19 protein-coding genes are annotated in these 18,979 nt (G+C 38.7%); all 19 read left to right on the top strand.

Features of this window, described 5'->3' with window-relative positions; genetic code table 11:
* The first annotated feature begins 41 nt into the window (after positions 1–41).
* The gene (rpsA, locus tag ACIQXJ_RS11065; protein WP_403053306.1) at positions 42–1,178 is read left to right on the top strand and encodes a 30S ribosomal protein S1; all 1,137 of its coding nucleotides are present in this window, start codon (positions 42–44) and stop codon (positions 1,176–1,178) included.
* Between the two features lie 292 nt (positions 1,179–1,470).
* Complete coding sequence (gene der / locus ACIQXJ_RS11060) at positions 1,471–2,781, top strand: ribosome biogenesis GTPase Der (RefSeq protein ID WP_403053303.1); 1,311 nt, start codon at positions 1,471–1,473, stop codon at positions 2,779–2,781.
* A 160-nt stretch (positions 2,782–2,941) separates the two neighbouring features.
* Positions 2,942–3,958 carry an NAD(P)H-dependent glycerol-3-phosphate dehydrogenase gene (locus ACIQXJ_RS11055; RefSeq protein ID WP_403053300.1) on the top strand — a complete coding sequence of 339 codons (1,017 nt, stop codon included), beginning with the start codon at positions 2,942–2,944 and terminating at the stop codon, positions 3,956–3,958.
* A gap of 409 nt (positions 3,959–4,367) precedes the next feature.
* Positions 4,368–4,580 (top strand): DUF2768 domain-containing protein, encoded by a 213-nt coding sequence (locus tag ACIQXJ_RS11050; protein WP_340825217.1) that lies wholly within the window; start codon positions 4,368–4,370, stop codon positions 4,578–4,580.
* A gap of 19 nt (positions 4,581–4,599) precedes the next feature.
* Positions 4,600–5,388, top strand: coding sequence for a hypothetical protein (locus ACIQXJ_RS11045; protein WP_403053297.1), 789 nt, complete (start codon positions 4,600–4,602; stop codon positions 5,386–5,388).
* A gap of 281 nt (positions 5,389–5,669) precedes the next feature.
* Entirely contained in the window at positions 5,670–7,148 is a 1,479-nt protein-coding gene (spoIVA, locus tag ACIQXJ_RS11040; RefSeq protein WP_401008295.1) for a stage IV sporulation protein A, read from the top strand.
* A 199-nt stretch (positions 7,149–7,347) separates the two neighbouring features.
* Positions 7,348–7,620 (top strand): HU family DNA-binding protein, encoded by a 273-nt coding sequence (locus tag ACIQXJ_RS11035; protein ID WP_004232618.1) that lies wholly within the window; start codon positions 7,348–7,350, stop codon positions 7,618–7,620.
* Between the two features lie 289 nt (positions 7,621–7,909).
* Positions 7,910–8,479, top strand: a complete 570-nt coding sequence (gene folE, locus ACIQXJ_RS11030; protein ID WP_173478452.1) for a GTP cyclohydrolase I FolE — start codon at positions 7,910–7,912, stop codon at positions 8,477–8,479.
* Between the two features lie 63 nt (positions 8,480–8,542).
* Complete coding sequence (gene mtrB / locus ACIQXJ_RS11025; RefSeq protein WP_010858802.1) at positions 8,543–8,761, top strand: trp RNA-binding attenuation protein MtrB; 219 nt, start codon at positions 8,543–8,545, stop codon at positions 8,759–8,761.
* 313 nt (positions 8,762–9,074) lie between these two features.
* Complete coding sequence (locus ACIQXJ_RS11020) at positions 9,075–9,842, top strand: heptaprenyl diphosphate synthase component 1 (protein WP_403053294.1); 768 nt, start codon at positions 9,075–9,077, stop codon at positions 9,840–9,842.
* 16 nt (positions 9,843–9,858) lie between these two features.
* Positions 9,859–10,563 carry a demethylmenaquinone methyltransferase gene (locus ACIQXJ_RS11015; RefSeq protein WP_401008290.1) on the top strand — a complete coding sequence of 235 codons (705 nt, stop codon included), beginning with the start codon at positions 9,859–9,861 and terminating at the stop codon, positions 10,561–10,563.
* 19 nt (positions 10,564–10,582) lie between these two features.
* Complete coding sequence (gene hepT, locus ACIQXJ_RS11010) at positions 10,583–11,557, top strand: heptaprenyl diphosphate synthase component II (protein WP_340825211.1); 975 nt, start codon at positions 10,583–10,585, stop codon at positions 11,555–11,557.
* Positions 11,558–11,643: 86 nt separating this feature from the next.
* On the top strand, positions 11,644–12,060 hold the full coding sequence (ndk, locus tag ACIQXJ_RS11005) for a nucleoside-diphosphate kinase (RefSeq protein ID WP_173478456.1): 417 nt from the start codon (positions 11,644–11,646) through the stop codon (positions 12,058–12,060).
* A 370-nt stretch (positions 12,061–12,430) separates the two neighbouring features.
* Positions 12,431–13,579 (top strand): thiolase family protein, encoded by a 1,149-nt coding sequence (locus ACIQXJ_RS11000; RefSeq protein ID WP_403053291.1) that lies wholly within the window; start codon positions 12,431–12,433, stop codon positions 13,577–13,579.
* Between the two features lie 14 nt (positions 13,580–13,593).
* Positions 13,594–14,361 (top strand): 3-hydroxyacyl-CoA dehydrogenase, encoded by a 768-nt coding sequence (locus ACIQXJ_RS10995; protein WP_403053288.1) that lies wholly within the window; start codon positions 13,594–13,596, stop codon positions 14,359–14,361.
* A 130-nt stretch (positions 14,362–14,491) separates the two neighbouring features.
* Positions 14,492–16,117 (top strand): long-chain fatty acid--CoA ligase, encoded by a 1,626-nt coding sequence (locus ACIQXJ_RS10990; protein WP_403054892.1) that lies wholly within the window; start codon positions 14,492–14,494, stop codon positions 16,115–16,117.
* Positions 16,118–16,347: 230 nt separating this feature from the next.
* On the top strand, positions 16,348–16,578 hold the full coding sequence (locus ACIQXJ_RS10985) for a hypothetical protein (RefSeq protein ID WP_340825205.1): 231 nt from the start codon (positions 16,348–16,350) through the stop codon (positions 16,576–16,578).
* A gap of 83 nt (positions 16,579–16,661) precedes the next feature.
* The gene (locus ACIQXJ_RS10980) at positions 16,662–17,432 is read left to right on the top strand and encodes a CheR family methyltransferase (RefSeq protein ID WP_403053285.1); all 771 of its coding nucleotides are present in this window, start codon (positions 16,662–16,664) and stop codon (positions 17,430–17,432) included.
* A gap of 362 nt (positions 17,433–17,794) precedes the next feature.
* A complete protein-coding gene (gene aroC / locus ACIQXJ_RS10975; protein WP_403053282.1) occupies positions 17,795–18,976 on the top strand; it encodes a chorismate synthase in 1,182 nt (393 codons plus the stop codon).
* Positions 18,977–18,979 lie beyond the last annotated feature (3 nt).

The raw sequence follows: 18,979 nt of genomic DNA, 5'->3' as shown, positions 1-18,979 counted from the left end.
TCGAATAAAATAGTAAGGGAAGATGCGAAGGAGGGTTACATATGTCTGAAGAAATGAACTATGCAGAACAAACGTTTAACGAAGGTGATATCGTCAAAGGTATTGCAGAGCAGGTTGATGAAAAAGCGGTAACTGTTTCAATTCCAGGTGCACCGTTTGACGGTATCGTACCAATAAGTGAATTATCGAGCTTACACATTGAAAAAGCGTCTGACGCTATCTCCGTTGGGGATGAGTTAGAATTGATGATTACAAAGGTTGAAGAAGAAAACTATGTATTATCAAAACGTAAAGTAGATGCCTTAAAAGCATGGGATACACTAGAACAACAATTTGCTGCTGGAGAAGTTTTCGAAGCGGAAGTAAAGGATATTGTTAAAGGTGGTCTTGTTGTAGATTTAGGAGTACGTGGGTTCGTTCCAGCATCCCTAGTAGAAGATTATTTTGTCGATGATTTTGAAGATTATAAAGGGAAAGTACTAAGCTTTAAAATTGTCGAGCTAGATAAAGAAAAAAATCGCTTAATTCTATCACATCGAGCAGTAGTAGAATCTGAGAAAGCCTCTCAGAAGAAAAATGTTATTAACCAAATTAAAGCTGGCGATGTATTAGATGGTAAAGTACAGCGTATAGCATCATTTGGTGCATTTATTGATCTTGGTGGTATTGATGGACTTGTCCATATTTCACAAGTATCACATGAGCATGTGAGTGATGTCAGTGAGGTATTATCAGAAGGACAAGAAGTAAAAGTTAAGGTTCTTTCAGTAGACCCAGAGAATGAGCGTATTTCGTTATCGATTAAGGAAACAGTTCCTGGACCTTGGTCGAATATTGAAGATCGTGCTGCGAAAGGCACTGTGCTTGTAGGTAAAGTAAAACGCCTGACGTCATTTGGTGCTTTTGTAGAAGTGTTCCCTGGAGTGGAAGGTTTAGTGCATATTTCACAAATTGCGCATAAGCATATTAATACGCCTCATGAAGCGTTGAAAGAAGCGCAAGAGGTACAAGTAAAGGTGCTAGATGTCAACGTTGACGAAGGGCGCCTTGCATTAAGTATCAAAGATTTATTGGAAAATCCAGAGGTGGAAGAAGTAATCGACTATGAATTACCAGAAGAAAACACAGGTTTCTCTCTCGGTGATGTAATTGGCGACCAACTGAAAAACTTTAAATAATAACAAAAAGCGAGGATACGTAGTGTATCCTCGCTTTATTTTGTCTAAATTTTTTTCATTTAGTTACAGTTGATTTCCGCTGAGGGCGGTGCTTTCACCTCCGTATAACGTAAGCCACAACAGGATAACTAGTTGGAGCCGTACCTGCTAAAAAGGAAATGCTTGGAACGAAAAATAGCGGTTATGTTAAAGAGAAAGCTAAAAAGTACTCTTCATGATGGATATGTTATGATATAATGGCATTTTTCGTGTATAATAGCGAAAGACAAGAAGTTGGAAGGATGAAGTACAGATGACGAAACCAGTAGTAGCCATCGTAGGTCGTCCGAACGTAGGTAAGTCGACGATTTTTAATCGCATCGTTGGAGAACGTGTCTCGATTGTAGAAGATATTCCGGGAGTAACACGTGACCGTATTTATAGTTCGGCAGAGTGGTTAACACATGATTTTAATATTATTGATACAGGTGGTATCGAAATTGGAGACGAGCCGTTTTTAGAACAAATTCGTCAACAAGCTGAAATCGCTATTGAAGAAGCAGACGTTATTATTTTTATGACGAATGGTCGTGAAGGTGTAACAGCAGCAGATGAGCAAGTTGCAAAAATTTTATACAAAACAAAAAAGCCGGTCGTTTTAGCAGTTAATAAAATTGATAATCCAGATATGCGTGAAATGATTTATGATTTCTATGCACTGGGATTTGGTGAACCTTGGCCAATTTCAGGCTCCCACGGATTGGGCTTAGGAGATTTATTAGACGAGTGTGCAAAGCACTTCCCACAAGAAGATGAAAATCAATACGGAGATGACGTGATTAAATTCTCTTTAATTGGTCGTCCAAATGTCGGGAAATCATCATTAGTGAATGCGTTCCTAGGTCAAGATCGTGTCATTGTAAGTAACATTGCGGGTACAACGCGAGATGCTATTGATACGCCTTACGAATACGATGGGAATGAATATGTAATTATTGATACTGCCGGTATGCGTAAAAAAGGGAAAGTGTACGAAACGACAGAGAAATATTCTGTTTTACGTGCGCTACGTGCTATTGAGCGTTCTGACGTTGTTTTAGTTGTTCTGAATGCTGAAGAAGGCATTCAAGAACAGGATAAAAAAATTGCAGGCTATGCACATGAGGCTGGAAAAGCTATTATCATTGTAGTTAACAAATGGGATACCATTGAAAAAGACGACAAAACAATGAATGTATTTACACACCAAATCCGTGAACACTTTTTATTCTTAGACTATGCACCGATTATTTTCGTGTCAGCAAATACAAAACAACGAGTACATCAAATTTTACCGATTGTACAGCGTGTAAGTGAAAATCACGCGATGCGTATACAATCATCTATTCTAAATGAAGTGATTGAAGATGCGGTTGCACGTAATCCAGCGCCAACTGATAAAGGTCGTCGCTTACGTATCTACTATGCAACACAAGTGGCGATTCAACCACCAACATTTGTGGTATTTGTAAATGAAACAGAATTAATGCACTTCTCTTATGAGCGATTTTTAGAAAATAGAATTCGTGATACATTTGATTTTGAAGGTACGCCAATTCGTTTAATTACACGTGCGCGTGCATAATCTAAAATATAACTTATTCAGTACGCCAACCCGACCATTGTTGTTGGGTGGCGTCTTTTTTCAAAGGACTAGGCTAAATCACAATTTGGTTAAAATTTGTTAGATAACATGCATTTTGCCCGCGAAGATTTACCTAATGGAAATAGAAGGGGGAATTTGAATGGAACGAGTTTGTGTACTAGGAGCAGGATCATGGGGAACAGCACTTGCAATGGTACTTGCGGAAAATGGACATGATACCCTTGTGTGGACGCATAGAGCCAATCAGGCAGAAGAAATTAATACACAGCATACAAATAAAAAGTATTTACCAGAAACGATACTACCAGAGAATTTACATGCTACAAACGATATTGCAGAGGCAGTATCACATTCTAATACAATCGTTGTTGCAGTGCCAACTAAGGCTATACGAGAAACTTGTGAAAAGATGACCGCTACATTAGACAGAAAAGTATTATTTGTCCATGTTTCAAAGGGAATTGAGCCGGATTCATTAAAACGTATATCTGAAATTTTGGCCGAAAGCTTGCCTTCTGAATTTGTAGAAGACATTGTAGTGCTCTCAGGGCCAAGTCATGCAGAGGAAGTAGTATTACATTCCCCAACGACGATTACAGCAGCCTGTGCCAATATAGAGGCGGCTGAGAAGGTACAGGACTTGTTTATGAACCAATTTTTCCGCGTATATACGAATGAGGATGTTATAGGCGTGGAAATGGGTGGTGCATTAAAAAACGTTATAGCGTTAGCTGCAGGCATAACAGATGGCTTAAATTATGGTGATAATGCGAAGGCTGCACTTATTACACGTGGACTTGCTGAAATTACTCGTCTAGGTGTCAAAATGGGCGGAAATCCATTTACATTTGCAGGGCTGACAGGCATGGGTGATTTAATCGTAACGTGTACAAGCGTGCATTCTCGCAATTGGCGAGCAGGAAATATGTTAGGTAAAGGCATGAAGCTGCCAGAAGTACTCGATCAAATGGGTATGGTAGTGGAAGGCGTACGGACAACGAAGGCAGCCTATCAACTGGCCGAAAAATATGATGTTGCCATGCCAATTTCGACTGAACTTTATGGCGTATTGTTTAACGATGTAGAGCCGAAAGTGGCTGTCGATGCATTAATGATGCGCGTGAAAAAGCGCGAGATCGATGAACTGATGAACTAAATTATATTAGTAATAATGTTTTGAACCAGTAACAATATATAACTTGTCATGAAATGGACACAAAAGAGGCATCTCAGAAGAATCTGAGGTGTCTCTTTTTTGAACAAATTGTAAAGTAATAGGTGGTAATAATACTTTTTTTGCCTTAAAAGTTATTTTTATAATGATGAATTTCTCCACCTATAGTAAAAATATGATATGATTTCCACGGAGAATTATATGTTGTAGCGTTCACCTTAATTTATATGAGCTTGTAAGGATTATTTTTTCGTATATCAAAAAAATAGCATGTTAAGCACCTTATAGCACGCCATTTTTACTTTTGGGAAAGCGCCTTCTTTTTTAAGGATGCCCATAGTATAATAAACGTTGATTGTCTCGTGTCATTGAAGAAAGGTGGTAGACTTAAATGGGTCCGTTAGCACATATGCCAGCACTGGATATCATGTGGGTATCTTTTTATTGTATCGGCTTTATGATTATTTCAGTTGGTTTAATTTATCTAGGTCGCAATAAAATTTCAAATGGTTTATTACGTACAATCGTAAATTTATTAGCATACATACTGTTTGGACTTGGAACATTTTTAATGGTACTTATAATTGCTACATGGCCAGCTTAAAAAGGGGGAAAAACGTGAAATGAAAAAACTAAATGCTTTTCTTTTGACAGTGGCAATAACCGTTTTGCTAGGTGGTTGCGCATATCCTGAGGAGGAAAAGGCCGCAAACCAAGTGCCAGATGTCGATCAATTAGCATCTGTCCAACGTGCTGTCAATGAATATCGTGAAGCTACAGGTGGCCTAGTACCAATTAAAAATAGTGAATTGGATACGGATATCTATATAAAATATTTAATAGACTTTGAAAAACTTATGCCAAAATATATTACGCAAATTCCAGGGAATGCATATGAAAAAGGCGGTATTTATCAATATATTATTTGGGATCCAGAAAACAGCGCCGAAGTAAAATTAGTAGATTTAAACTCTGCGGAGCGTATGCGAGAGATTAATATTCGCAAATTGGGTACACAGTATATTCCGACAAAGGGTGCAATTGCTGATAATGTCTACCAAATTAACTTTGAAAAATTAGGCTACAAATCAGAAGTAACAGTCAAAAGTCCATATTCAGGTGCGGAATTACCAATATTTATGACAGGCGATGGCGAAATGCATGTGGATTATTCAATCGATTTAGGTCAGCTATTAAAAGAGGACAAGCCAGATGTAAAGCCAGGCGAGGATATTCGTCAATTACTTGTCGATAAATATCCCGTTGTTCCAGCCTATTCAGTGCCATACACTGTAGATGTAAATGGCGAGCCAACTTATATGATGGATGCCTATAAAGCGGATGCAAAAAAGGCGAAGGAAGAAGCTGAAGCAGCTCAAGAAAGTGAAAGTAAAGCTACCGAATCGAATTAAAGTTTTAATTACCTCAATCGTTAGAGAACATCTAATGATTGAGGCTTTTTTATGCCAAAATAGCTGTCGAAATTAGTGCCAGGCACTCAAACAATTACTTCGCGGAATTAATACCTTGTTCCGCGGAATTATCACTTCATTCCGCGGAAAAACTACCTTGCTTCGCGGAATCACCGTCTAGCGGAAATATAAATTCTATTCATATTGCTACAAAGGAGCTTTTCATATTTATCTTCGTGGATGCATATAGTGAAAAAGCGTAGATAAAGGAGGCAGAAACCTTGAGTGAAGCAGTATTTAAAGAAATTGCAGAGCGCACAAATGGCGATGTTTATATTGGTGTTGTAGGTCCAGTTCGTGTAGGTAAATCAACATTTGTAAAAAAAGTAATGGAAGCTGTAGTGTTACCGAATATTGTGGATGACACAGAAAGAATGCGAGCACAGGACGAGCTGCCACAAAGCTCGCCAGGCCCAGTAATCATGACTGCTGAGCCGAAGTTTGTGCCTGCTCAAGCGACACGTATAGCGGTCGGCGAAGATGAAATGACATTCCAAATTCGTTTAGCTGATTGCGTTGGTTATGTCATTGATGGTACAAAGGGCTATGAGGATGAGAATGGTCCAAAATTTGTGCATACACCTTGGCATACAGAGCCAATTCCTTTCCAGGAAGCGGCGAAAATTGGCACGGATAAAGTGATTCGAGATCATGCTAATATCGGTATTGTTGTGACAACTGATGGAACAGTAAATGGTATTAGCCGTCGTGCCGCTGAAAAAGCGGAAGAAGAAATTGTTGCACAATTAAAGGAAATTGGAAAACCTTTTGTTATCGTGTTAAATTGTCAAATGCCAGCACGAGAAGAAACAGTACAGCTTCGAAATGAGCTATTTGAACGTTATAACGTTCCTGTAATTGCGATTTCAATCGATCAAATGCGTGCTACTGATATTCAATATATTTTGCAAGAGGCGTTATTTGAGTTTCCAATTCGGACGATTGAGGTTGAGAAACCAGATTGGCTTGATGTACTAGATGCTACACATCCTTTAAACGTGGCATTGATTGATTCGATGGAAGAAGTGCTTTCATCTGTCATGAAAATTAGAGACGTGCAACAAGCTTCTGATGCCTTTAAAGAGATTGATTTTATTGATCAAAGTGAAGTGATTCATGTAGATTCTGGAATCGGTACAGCCGTCATTCGAGTGTCATTACAAGGAGAATTGTATAAGGCAGTTTGTAATGAATGGTTAGATGAACCGATTGAAACAAAGCGTGATTGGTTGCTATTTATTAAAGAGGCTGCTGAAGCAAAAGAAGCACAAAAACGCTTTAAAGATGCAATAACTGAAGCGGATACGAGTGGATATGGTGTGACTTTACCAATGATGCAAGAGTTTGAACCAACTGCTCCAGAACTTATTAAGCAAAATAATTTCTATGGAGTTCGTATGAAGGCAACAGCGCCATCCTATCATATTATTCGAGTTGATATGGAATCAGAATTTGCTCCACTTATTGGCTCTGAATTCCACAGTCAGCAATTACTGAAAGATTTGAATCATGCCTATTTACATGATCGTGATGCACTTTGGCAAACACAACTTTTTGGTACACCATTGCATGAAGTGTTAAAAGAAGGAATTCGCTACAAAATGAGTGCAGTGCCTACTACAGCTAAAAAACGTATGCGCCAAACAATTGAGCGAATGGTTAATGAAGGCGACAGAGGATTGGTTACTTTTATTTTATAGAGATAAAATGGAAATTAGAGAGCAAAAAAATAGTGCAGGGCTATTCGTTTTTATGCGAAAAGTCCTGTTATTTTTGTTTTTTGGGTGAAAAACGCATATTTTGGTTATAATCATGAATGAATACAGTTGCGTCGCGGTTTCCTATGTGTTACTCTTTTTACAGAATTGGTTCATGACCCTTTGAGAGGAGGTGAATGGTGTGAATAAAACAGAATTAGTAAACTCTGTTGCTGAAGCTGCAGGTCTTTCTAAAAAAGACGCTTCTAAAGCAGTTGAAGCTGTATTTGATACAATTCAAGATGCTCTTGCAAAGGGTGACAAAGTACAATTAATTGGTTTTGGTAACTTTGAAGTACGTGAACGTGCGGCTCGTAAAGGTCGTAACCCACAAACTGGTAAAGAAATCGAAATCGCTGCTAGCAAGGTACCTGCTTTCAAACCAGGTAAAGCGCTTAAAGATGCTGTAAAATAATACACGTCTAGTAGTTACATAGAGCAGTCTTCATGTAAACGAGCATGAAGGCTGCTCTTTTTAACTTATTTATAAAATAGAACGAATAGCAGTATTTCTATAAAATACAAAATATTAGTCACAAGATGGCTTTGTTTTTTACTGTATACATAGCACGATGAACGAAAACTTTAAGAAGATATGTTGAATTTCTTTTAAATCAGGTAAGTCGTTTTGCGCTTAACTTTTGGATATGCTACGATGCATAAGGAAATGTGTAATGCTTTGATACGCAGGAGGGTTTTTACGAATGTCGAATGTTGATTTATTGAAAATAGAAGAAGCAGTAAAAATGATTTTAGAAGCTGTGGGCGAGGATGTTAATCGTGAAGGATTACTTGATACGCCGAAACGTGTTGCTAAAATGTATGCTGAAATGTTTAGTGGCTTACATGAAGATGCAAAAGATTATTTTAAAACTGTTTTCCATGAGGATCATGAAGAATTAGTGCTTGTAAAGGATATCCCATTTTATTCAATGTGTGAGCATCATTTAGTGCCGTTTTATGGCAAAGCACATGTAGCTTACATACCTAACGATGGCATTGTAGCGGGACTAAGTAAATTAGGTCGCGCGGTTGAAACAATTGCACGTCGTCCGCAATTACAAGAACGTATTACTTCATCAGTAGCTGATACGATTATGGAAATGCTGTCTCCAAAAGGTGTTTACGTAGTAATCGAGGCAGAACATATGTGTATGACAATGCGTGGTCTGAAAAAACCAGGATCTAAAACTGTTACATCTGTGGCACGAGGCATTTATGAACAAGATGAGGTAAAACGTAGAGAAGTCTTGTCATTTATTCAAATGTCTTAAACTGCTTGTCTAATTATGTTATGATGGACTAAGAATTTGTCGGATTTAAGGAGTGTACAGACAATGGCGCAAGATTATATAGTAATTCAGGCAGAAGAAGATGGCGTACATGTAATAGGCTTAACACGTGGTACGGATACGAAATTCCATCATTCTGAAAAATTAGATGCAGGGGAAGTCATGATTGCTCAATTTACTGAGCATACATCTGCCATGAAAATTCGTGGCAAAGCGCAAATCCATACAGCACATGGTGTTATCCAAAGTGAAGGAAAAAAGTAACGTAGGTATTGTATTGTAGCTTTTATCGGCAAGGTCCATATACAGTGCCGATGATTGTTAGTTATATTGTGCACGGATGCATGACACATACGGGAACAATAAGTATGTGTTCTTGAAACTGGTTTTTACGGGCAAGTAGATTTCCTACCAATTTTTTCTGAGCATTTCTATGGTGGATTTCTACTGCCCGTTCATGTTGGTGAAAGTAAAAACTTTTTATTCCGAAACGATGCTTATGCTATAATGACTCAGTGAGCAAACGTTAAGTCATATAGATGATTAACGTATTTGAAAGTGAAATGGAGTAAGGTCTATGAATGCAACATACATTCAAAATTCAATTGCACAGTTAAAAACAGAGATTTTCATGGATGTTCGTCATAGAACTTTGCAAAAATACACAGGAGTCCCTGTGCTCGATGAAAATCAACTGTTTTACTTGTTGGTTCCCTTTTTGAATGGCGAAGAGTGGCAACAAGAGCAAAGGGAAGCAGCAATAACTGTTGGAATTGTATATGCAGCTCTAGCGGCACATGATCATATTAAAGAACTAGATGCCACTTCAAAAGAACAGCAGCTAACCGTTTTAGCTGGGGATTTTTATAGTGGACGATATTATGAAATTTTAGCAATGTCAGGAAATGTCGCATTGATTCGGAATTTGTCACAAGGAATTGTGACACGCTGTGAACATCAAATCAAAGTATATGAAGCAGAACAGCGTACATTTGAACAATGGTGTTCTTCAATAAGCAATATTGAATCAGGTTTAATTGCAAAGTTTTTTGAGCTTTATGCATTGCATCATTATATTCCATTAATGGAAAAGAGTTTATTATTGTTACGATTAGAAAGAGAATGGGCTATGTATCAGCGTGGACAAAAATCTTTAATGAGTAAAGCGCTTGAACAAAGTGCATTACAGGCAGGCACGACCTTCAATGTCGTCTTACAAGATAAAATTGCCCGCTTAAAAACAGAGCTGTTGCAGGTGATAGACCAAGCATCATTTTTACAAAGTGATGTGAAACAAGCTCTACAAGCACGTGTAGAGGCATCTATTGCTTCTACAAACGGATAAGAGAGGTTTTACTAAAATGGCTAAATCGAAAGAAGAGCACGTTCACGAAGTATTTGAAAGTATTTCGGAGAATTATGATAAATTGAATGGCGTTATTAGCTTCCAAATGCATGTTGGCTGGCGTAACGATACGATGAAGCGTATGGCTGTCAAGCCTGGATCGAAAGCGTTGGATGTGTGTTGTGGAACAGCTGACTGGACAATTGCGTTAGCTGAGGCAGTTGGAAAAAGTGGCGAAGTAAAGGGATTGGATTTCAGTAAAAACATGCTGAAAGTGGGCGAACAAAAAATAACGCCTTATCCGCAAATTGAGCTTATACAAGGGAATGCAATGGAATTGCCTTTCCCAGACGATACATTTGACTATGTGACGATTGGTTTTGGTCTACGTAATGTTCCTGATTATTTGCAAGTGTTAAAAGAAATGAATCGCGTCGTAAAACCTGGTGGCATGGTTGTATGTTTAGAAACGTCGCAATCAGAAATTCCAGGCTATCGACAACTATTCCGTTTTTATTTTAAATTTATCATGCCGATATTTGGTAAAATTTTTGCGAAAAGCTATAAAGAATATTCCTGGTTACAAGAATCCGCAAATAATTTCCCAGGTATGAAGAAGCTGGCGGTAATGTTTGAACAGGCAGGTTTAGAAAAAGTAACGTACAAAGCATACAGTGGCGGTGCTGCGGCAATGCATATGGGCTTTAAAAAGATACGTTAATGGGGGAAGGTTTTCAAGCGTGGAAAAGATGAAGTTAAAACTACTCTATTCCGATTTGAAGTCAGATATTGATATCATCGAACAAGAATTAGAAAAAGCGGTGAATTCGTCTTCGCATTTAATTAACGATGCTTCTCTCCATTTATTACAAGCTGGTGGCAAACGAATCCGACCAATTTTTGTGTTGCTTGGCGCAAAATTTGGCGATTATGATATCGAAAAGATGAAAAATGTGGCTGTGCCTTTAGAGCTCATTCACATGGCGTCGCTAGTGCATGATGATGTGATTGATGATTCCGATATGCGACGAGGACGTCCAACTGTCAAATCCCAATGGAATAACAGAGTAGCAATGTACACGGGCGATTTTATTTTTGCGCGTGCACTTGAATACATCACAAAAATCGAGGATCCACTTGTTCATCAAATTTTGGCACGAACAATGGTGGAAATTTGTAATGGTGAAGTTATTCAAATCGAAGACAAGTTTAGATTGGATCAGGGTTTAAAGGATTATTTCAGACGTATTAAACGAAAAACGGCACTACTTATTTCTTCTAGCTGTGAGATTGGTGCAGTGGCAGCAGGTGTAGATGCCAAAACAGTAAGCCATTTGAAACGCTTTGGTTACTTTGTGGGCATGAGCTTTCAAATAATCGATGATGTATTAGATATTATGGCGACAGATAAAGAATTAGGGAAGCCAGCAGGTAGTGACTTATTACAAGGGAATATTACTTTGCCGATTTTGTTATTAAAAGATGATGAACAGATGCAACCTTATTTAGCAAAAGTGTTTGCGGGAACATTAACAGAGCCCGAGCGCCAAAAAATGTTGCAATATGTGCGTAAATCTGATGCTATTACACAAGCTAATAAAATGAGCGACAAGTATTTGAAAAAAGCTTTACAAGAAATAGATGCTTTACCAAAACATCCTATTAAGAAAAAGCTTCGTGACATCGCATTGTTTATGGGCAAGCGTAAATTCTAGCTTTTTGTTGTGCTAAAGCTCATTTTTTGTTAATATTTATCGGTAGGTGTAAAACCTGTTAGACGAATTTAAGGAGTGTTTTAAACATGGCAATCGAACAAACTTTTTTAATGGTTAAGCCTGATGGCGTAGAACGACAAGTAGTAGGAGATATCGTTGATCGTTTTGAACGTCGCGGTTTTGTATTAAAAGGCGCTAAATTAATGGTAATCCCTCAAGAATTAGCAGAAAAACACTATGCTGAGCATGCTGAACGTCCATTCTTCGGTGAATTAGTAGACTTCATCACTTCTGGTCCAGTATTCGCTATGGTATGGGAAGGCGAAAACGTAATTAAACTTGCTCGTACAATGATGGGTGCTACTAAACCAGAAGAATCTAACCCTGGTACAATCCGTGGAGACTACGCAACAACTGTTTCTCACAACATCATCCACGGTTCTGACTCTCTTGCATCTGCAGAGCGTGAAATTGGCTTATTCTTCGGTGAAGATTTAGTTTAATTTTATAAAATATAGAGCGATATCCATTAACTTGGAGTCGCTCTTTTTTTATTGCTCAAAATAATCTTGAAACAGTAAGCAGTATCACTTAGGCTTTCGTGGGGGAGCTTAATGCCGAATCTTGATTACTGAAGAAGGACTACGCCTTTGGTTTAATGAAATGTGGTCTAACTATCTTTCTACTCTATTAAAATACATAAAGAATTGTTAATAACTACATTGTCATGTAAAATAAATAATATAATATTCAGATAATTAACAACTAGTAAATAGTTTCATAAAGCGGTATATATTTTCTACCAAGCAAATAAACTTAAACGTAAATGAATTAAGGGATATGACAGAATCATTTTAGAAAAGGGGTATTTATATGAGAGAAGTAGTGATTGTAGCAGCTGTTCGTACAGCAATAGGACGAAGCAAAGGCGCATTAAAAGATGTACGTGCGGATGATTTAGCAGCAGATGTACTACAGGAAGTTATAAAGCGTGCATGTATCGACAAAGGACAAGTAGAGGATGTTATTTTTGGTTGTGTTACACAAACAGGTGAACAAGGTGCAAATATTGCACGTACAGCTTTATTAATGGCAGGCTTCCCAGAGAAGGTTCCAGGCGTAACGATTGACCGACAATGCGGTTCTAGCCAGCAAGCTGTACATTTTGGAGCACAAGCTATTTTAGCAGGGGATATGGATGTGGTGATTGCTGGCGGTGTTGAAAGTATGACAAGGGTGCCAATGTTTTCGAATATGCAAACTGCCCATAAAGGTAAACGCTTACAAGAAAATTATCATATTATTCATCAAGGGCTATCAGCTGAGAAAATGGCGGCAAAATGGCAGTTTTCAAAAGACATGTTGAATAACTATGCTTATGAAAGCCATAGACGAGCATTAGCAGCGATAGAGGCAGGCCATTTTCAACAGGAAATCATGCCTGTCCAAATAACACAAGAGGATGGAACCGTTACTACATTTGAAGTCGATGAAGGACCTCGAGCAGATACGACCATCGAACGATTAAATGACTTAAAAACAGTTTTTCAAGAGCACGGGGTTATTACAGCTGGCAATGCAAGCCAAATGAGTGATGGTGCATCCGCTGTCGTGCTGATGTCGTTAGCAAAAGCACAGGCGCTAGGTATTCAACCGCTTGCAAAAATAGTGACACGCATTGTAATAGGGTCAGATCCAACGCTTATGCTTACGGGTCCTATCGAGGCTACGAGACAAGCCTTAAAACGCTCAGGACTGACGGTTGAAGATATTGATACGTATGAGGTGAACGAAGCATTTGCCCCGGTTCCACTTGCTTGGTTACATGAAATTGGTGCAGACCAAGCAAAGCTAAATCCAGATGGTGGAGCAATTGCTTTAGGACACCCACTAGGGGCTACTGGTACAAAGTTGTTAACGACGATGCTATATCGGATGCAACGTGAAAACTTACGCTATGGCCTACTCGCTATTTGCGAAGGTATGGGGATGGCAAATGCTACAATTATTGAAAAAATGTAAAGGGGTTGGGTTCTATGAAATGTCATGACGTTGTCGCGATTGTAACTGGGGGTGCATCAGGCTTAGGGGAAGCGACTGTACGAAAAATTGTTAAAGAAGGCGGCAAAGCTGTAATTTTCGATGTTAATGATGAAAGAGGGCATATAATCACGCAGGAATTAGGCGAAAGTGTTCGCTATGTCCGCGTTGATGTTACACAGGAGGCAGATGTAGCTGCTGGGCTTGAGCATGCTATCGCTACATTCGATCGAATTAACGTGGCGGTTAACTGTGCGGGGATTGCTAATGCAAGTAAAGTGATTTCAAAACGTGGCGTACATGCACTTGAGCTATTTTCTAAAGTAATTTCTGTTAATTTAATAGGCACATTTAATGTTATTCGACTTGCAGCCGAAAAAATGCAGCAAAACGAGCCCGACGAAGATGGACAACGAGGCGTTATTATTAATACAGCATCGGTTGCCGCTTTTGATGGTCAAATTGGACAAGCAGCTTATAGCGCCTCAAAGGGAGGAGTTGCGGCAATGACATTGCCGATTGCACGTGAGCTTGCAGATTTGGGAATACGCGTAATGACCATTGCACCAGGGTTAATCGAAACGCCGATGTTTGCGTCATTAGCAGAGCCAGCTCGCACGGCACTTGCTAGCATGACGCCATTCCCAAAACGTCTTGGAAAACCATCTGAGTATGCGATGCTGGTGGAAAGTATTATTCATAATGTTATGCTCAATGGTGAGGTTATTCGCCTTGATGGTGCGATACGAATGCAGCCAAAATAATGGTTTAAAAAGTTTTTAGTACATGTGAAGTAAATGGGGTCATCATTCTTAAATGTAAATATCTTTTTTGTAGCAGCAGTCAGCTTTGGTGTTAAAGCAAGTTAATGTGAAAACGAAAGGGAGCGATATTATGCATATGATGGACACACCTTTACTATTAACAAGTTTTTTAAATCGAGCGGAGCGATATTTTCATGCGAAGAAAATATATTCGCGTACTAGCGCTACAATAATTCATGAGTTTACCTATAAAGAGTTTGCCAAGCGTACACGTAAATTAGCGGATGTTCTTACGACACTTGGTATGGATCGTGGTGTAAAAGTTGGTACTTTTGCTTGGAATCACCATCGCCATTTAGAGGCATATTTTGCTGTACCGTGTGCAGGTGCTGTGCTGCATATGATAAATATTCGACTAGCGCCTGAACATATCGTGTATGTAATTAATCATGCAGAAGATGAAATTTTACTCATAGATGAAAATTTAGTGCCTGTTATTGCACCAATTGTGTCACAGCTTAAAACGGTGAAGCATTTTATTATCATGGGGGATGCTGTTGAGTTAGAAAATTCGCCATTACCGAATGCTCTTTCCTATGAAGAACTTCTTGCAGTGGCAAATGATGATTTTGTCTTCCCTGATGATATAGATGAAAATGCACCAGCAGGCATGTGTTATACGAGTGCAACAACAGGCATGCCAAAGGGGGTTGTCTATACACATCGCAGTATAGTCCTTCATAGTATTACAGCGGGACTTTCTGATAGCATAGCAATATGCGAGGGCGATGTAGTGTTACCAGTCGTACCAATGTTTCATGCCAATGCCTGGGGCTTACCGTTTGCTAGTGTGTTATTTGGAGCAACGCAAGTATTACCAGGACCGATGTTTACGCCACAGCTATTACTCGATTTGTTTGAGCAGTACAAAGTAACGTTAACAGCGGGGGTTCCGACTATTTGGCTAGGCGTTTTACAAGAACAACGTCAACAGCCACGAGATTTATCTTCCTTACGTTCGATTATTTGTGGTGGCTCTGCATCTCCAATGGGTTTTGTGCGGGGCTTTGAGGAGGAGCAAAACATTCCGTATTATACAGGCTACGGTATGACAGAGACATCACCGCTTGTTAGCTTATCAACATACTTATCGCACATGCAAAACTATACTACAGACGAAAAAATGCACGTTCGCACAACGCAAGGTATAACGATGCCTCTTCTTGATATGCGCATTGTGAATGAACATGGTGAGGTACCTTGGGATGGCAAGACAATGGGCGAAATTACATTAAGAGGCCCTTGGATTGCTAATGAGTATTATAAGGATGAGCGCACAACAGAAGCCTTTAAAGATGGTTGGTTATACACAGGAGATATTGCGGTTATGACGCCTGATGGATATATTAAAATTACAGATCGCACAAAAGATTTAATTAAGAGTGGTGGCGAATGGATTTCGTCAGTGGAACTTGAAAATGCTTTGATGACACATCCGAAAGTATTTGAAGCGGCAGTGGTAGCAATACCACATGAAAAGTGGCTGGAACGACCTTTGGCATGTGTTGTTCCGAAACCTGAGCATAAAGATTCGATTACAAAGGAGGAGCTGTTGGACAGTTTGCGGTCACAGTTCCATAAAACATGGATTCCTGATGATGTAGTCTTTTTAGATGAAGTACCGAAAACATCTGTAGGAAAATTTATGAAAGCAAAGCTAAGGGAACATTTAAAAGACTATCGTGTAGAAATTTAACTATCAATGAAAGCGTAAATTGACCGTCTTCATTTTAGAGTGGCGATAGAAGGCATCAGGAAGTTAAAACTCGATGCCTTCTTTTAGTTTCTGGTATGGAGGGTTGCGATTCCTGTACTGAAGAGCCGAGCTTTCTCCCGATTAATAGAGAATTGATTAGAGAAATTTCAAAAAAGGAAACTATTTTTTGGTTTTATCGTATAATCTATATAGAAAGGGGGAAGAAAAAAATGGAAATTGCTATTGTTGCTATTATTGGCGGCATTATGGTCGCTTTAGCTGGGATATTTACTGATGCACGTACAAAAGGGCAGAAATTAAAATTAAAAACAATTGAACAAGAAGTTGAATTAGAAAAGCTAAGATTGGAATCATATACAAAAGAAACAGAAAAATTGCGACTAGAATTAGAACATTCGAAAGTGCTACTATTAGAAGAAAAGAAAAATACGACAAAGTAACATTGAATACACGGAAAGACTATTTCAGTAAAGGCATTTTTCCGCTATAATGGAAATACGACGCTAGAGGGGAAGATGACCGTATGTCTGATTATGAACAATTTGTTGAAGGTATTAAGCGCAAAACTGGAATTGATTTAGCGTTATATAAAGAAGCGCAAATGAAAAGACGATTAACCTCACTCTACGAGAAAAAGGGATATCGTAATTTTGTTGATTTTCTAAAAGCACTCGAGCAAGATCGTGATTTGATGAATGAGTTTTTAGATCGAATGACGATTAATGTGTCTGAGTTTTATCGAAATGGAAAGCGCTGGGAAGTGTTGCAAAAGAAAATTTTTCCGAAGTTACTACAATCCAACAAGCGTTTGAAAATTTGGAGTGCTGCATGTTCAACTGGAGAAGAGCCATATTCATTAGCAATGGTATTATCGCAATTAGTACCATTATCGCAAATTCAAATAATCGCCACTGATTTAGATGAAAATGTAATTCAAAAGGCAAAGCTAGGTGTTTATCCGGAGCGTTCTTTAGCAGAGGTGCCAAAAGATATTCAAGCAAAGTATTTTGAGCAAGAAGGAAACTTCTACCGAGTTAAAGATGAAATTAAGCGCTGTGTCACATTTAAAAAGCATAATCTGCTAAAAGATCATTACGATTCTCATTACGATCTAATCGTGTGCAGAAATGTTATGATATACTTTACCGAAGAAGCAAAAGATCAAATATATTCGAACTTCAGTAAAGCATTACGACAAGATGGCATATTATTTGTAGGGTCAACGGAGCAAATTTTTAATCCATCTCGTTACGAATTTGAAGTGGAAGATACTTTCTTCTATCGAAAAAAATAATTAATTAAATGATGAAAAGCTTTCGTACAGTAAATAAGATGACTGTCACGTACATAAATTGCCAAGACACTAGACATAGATGACCGTACGCTTTTCGCTTGTATAAGCAAAAAGCGTATTTTTTATTAAAGTAAATCGGTTTCACGTTAAAAATCTTGGACTTATTGTGTGGCGTTTAAGTTAGCTAAAAAAACCTCTTTTTTTAAATAAATCGTTCAGAATATTCGCATATAATGCTATGCTGTCTATCTTTATTGATTTATGAATACGTGCTATGACATTTGCAAAAGGACTGTTTTTTTAGAGAATATATGTTATAGTGAAAAATACATACTTTAGCGAGTTGAAGGGAGAAAGCGTTTATGCGTTACTTAACAGCAGGAGAATCACACGGACCGCAATTAACTACAATAATTGAGGGTTTACCGTCACTTTTACCAATTACAGCAGAAAAAATTAATCACGATTTAAAACGTCGCCAAGGAGGTCATGGCCGTGGTCGTCGTATGCAAATCGAAACGGATACAGTAGAAATAGTAGGTGGTGTTCGCCACGGACAAACACTTGGCTCTCCTGTTGCGCTAGTTGTCACAAATGATGACTGGAAGCATTGGACGAAAATTATGGGCGCGGATCCATTAGCAGAGGATGTTAATCCTGATGATATTAAACGTCAAATTTCACGCCCACGTCCAGGACATGCTGATTTAGTAGGCGGCATGAAATATGGCCATCGAGATTTACGAAATGTTTTAGAACGTTCTTCTGCGCGTGAAACTACTGTCCGTGTTGCCGTTGGAGCTGTTGCAAAAGCATTATTAAATGAGCTTGGTATTTCAATTGTGTCACATGTAACGGAAATTGTAGGCATTAAAGCAGACACGTCTGTAATTGAAGGAAAGACTGTAGATGAAATTCGTATGATCGTCGAAGCCGATCCATGCTACTGTGTAGATCCTGTTGCTTCAGCAAAAATGGTTGAGGCAATCGATGAAGCGAAAAAAGCAGGCGATTCTATTGGCGGTGTTGTTGAAGTAATCGTTGAAGGTATGCCAGCCGGTATTGGTTCTTATGTTCATTACGACCGTAAACTAGATGCAAAATTAGCAGCCGCAATGTTGTCTATTAATGCTTTTAAAGGTGTTGAATTTGGTATTGGTTTTGAAATGGCTCGACGTAAAGGTTCAGAAGTACATGACGAAATCATTTGGTCTGAAGAGCAAGGCTATACTCGTGCTACGAATCGACTTGGTGGCTTAGAAGGCGGAATGTCTACAGGTATGCCGATTGTTGTTCGAGGTGTTATGAAGCCAATTCCAACATTATATAAACCATTGCAAAGTATTGATATAGAGACAAAAGAACCGTTTAAAGCAAGCGTAGAACGTTCAGACAGCTGTGCAGTACCAGCAGCTTCAGTAGTAGCTGAACATGTTATTGCCTGGGAAATTGCCAATGCGATTATGGACCAATTCCATGGAGATCAACTACCACAATTAAAAGCACAAATTGAAGAACAACGCCGTTACGCAAAGGAGTTTTAATAT

This window comes from Lysinibacillus sp. NPDC097868 (assembly GCF_044761135.1).
Classification (GTDB): domain Bacteria; phylum Bacillota; class Bacilli; order Bacillales_A; family Planococcaceae; genus Lysinibacillus.
The sequence above is the reverse complement of the archived record's forward strand: the minus strand, read 5'-3'. Positions and strand labels throughout refer to the sequence as shown.

Excerpts from the sequence above, each read along its gene's own strand:
- ACIQXJ_RS10985 (WP_340825205.1), top strand. The coding sequence starts at position 16,348 with ATGGAAATTGCTATTGTTGCTATTATTGGCGGCATTATGGTCGCTTTA.
- ACIQXJ_RS11045 (WP_403053297.1), top strand. The coding sequence starts at position 4,600 with ATGAAAAAACTAAATGCTTTTCTTTTGACAGTGGCAATAACCGTTTTG.
- ACIQXJ_RS11015 (WP_401008290.1), top strand. The coding sequence starts at position 9,859 with ATGGCTAAATCGAAAGAAGAGCACGTTCACGAAGTATTTGAAAGTATT.
- rpsA (WP_403053306.1), top strand. The coding sequence starts at position 42 with ATGTCTGAAGAAATGAACTATGCAGAACAAACGTTTAACGAAGGTGAT.
- aroC (WP_403053282.1), top strand. The coding sequence starts at position 17,795 with ATGCGTTACTTAACAGCAGGAGAATCACACGGACCGCAATTAACTACA.
- ACIQXJ_RS11050 (WP_340825217.1), top strand. The coding sequence starts at position 4,368 with ATGGGTCCGTTAGCACATATGCCAGCACTGGATATCATGTGGGTATCT.
- ACIQXJ_RS11020 (WP_403053294.1), top strand. The coding sequence starts at position 9,075 with ATGAATGCAACATACATTCAAAATTCAATTGCACAGTTAAAAACAGAG.
- folE (WP_173478452.1), top strand. The coding sequence starts at position 7,910 with ATGTCGAATGTTGATTTATTGAAAATAGAAGAAGCAGTAAAAATGATT.
- ACIQXJ_RS11055 (WP_403053300.1), top strand. The coding sequence starts at position 2,942 with ATGGAACGAGTTTGTGTACTAGGAGCAGGATCATGGGGAACAGCACTT.
- ACIQXJ_RS10995 (WP_403053288.1), top strand. The coding sequence starts at position 13,594 with ATGAAATGTCATGACGTTGTCGCGATTGTAACTGGGGGTGCATCAGGC.
- der (WP_403053303.1), top strand. The coding sequence starts at position 1,471 with ATGACGAAACCAGTAGTAGCCATCGTAGGTCGTCCGAACGTAGGTAAG.
- ndk (WP_173478456.1), top strand. The coding sequence starts at position 11,644 with ATGGCAATCGAACAAACTTTTTTAATGGTTAAGCCTGATGGCGTAGAA.
- ACIQXJ_RS10980 (WP_403053285.1), top strand. The coding sequence starts at position 16,662 with ATGTCTGATTATGAACAATTTGTTGAAGGTATTAAGCGCAAAACTGGA.
- ACIQXJ_RS11000 (WP_403053291.1), top strand. The coding sequence starts at position 12,431 with ATGAGAGAAGTAGTGATTGTAGCAGCTGTTCGTACAGCAATAGGACGA.
- mtrB (WP_010858802.1), top strand. The coding sequence starts at position 8,543 with ATGGCGCAAGATTATATAGTAATTCAGGCAGAAGAAGATGGCGTACAT.
- ACIQXJ_RS10990 (WP_403054892.1), top strand. The coding sequence starts at position 14,492 with ATGCATATGATGGACACACCTTTACTATTAACAAGTTTTTTAAATCGA.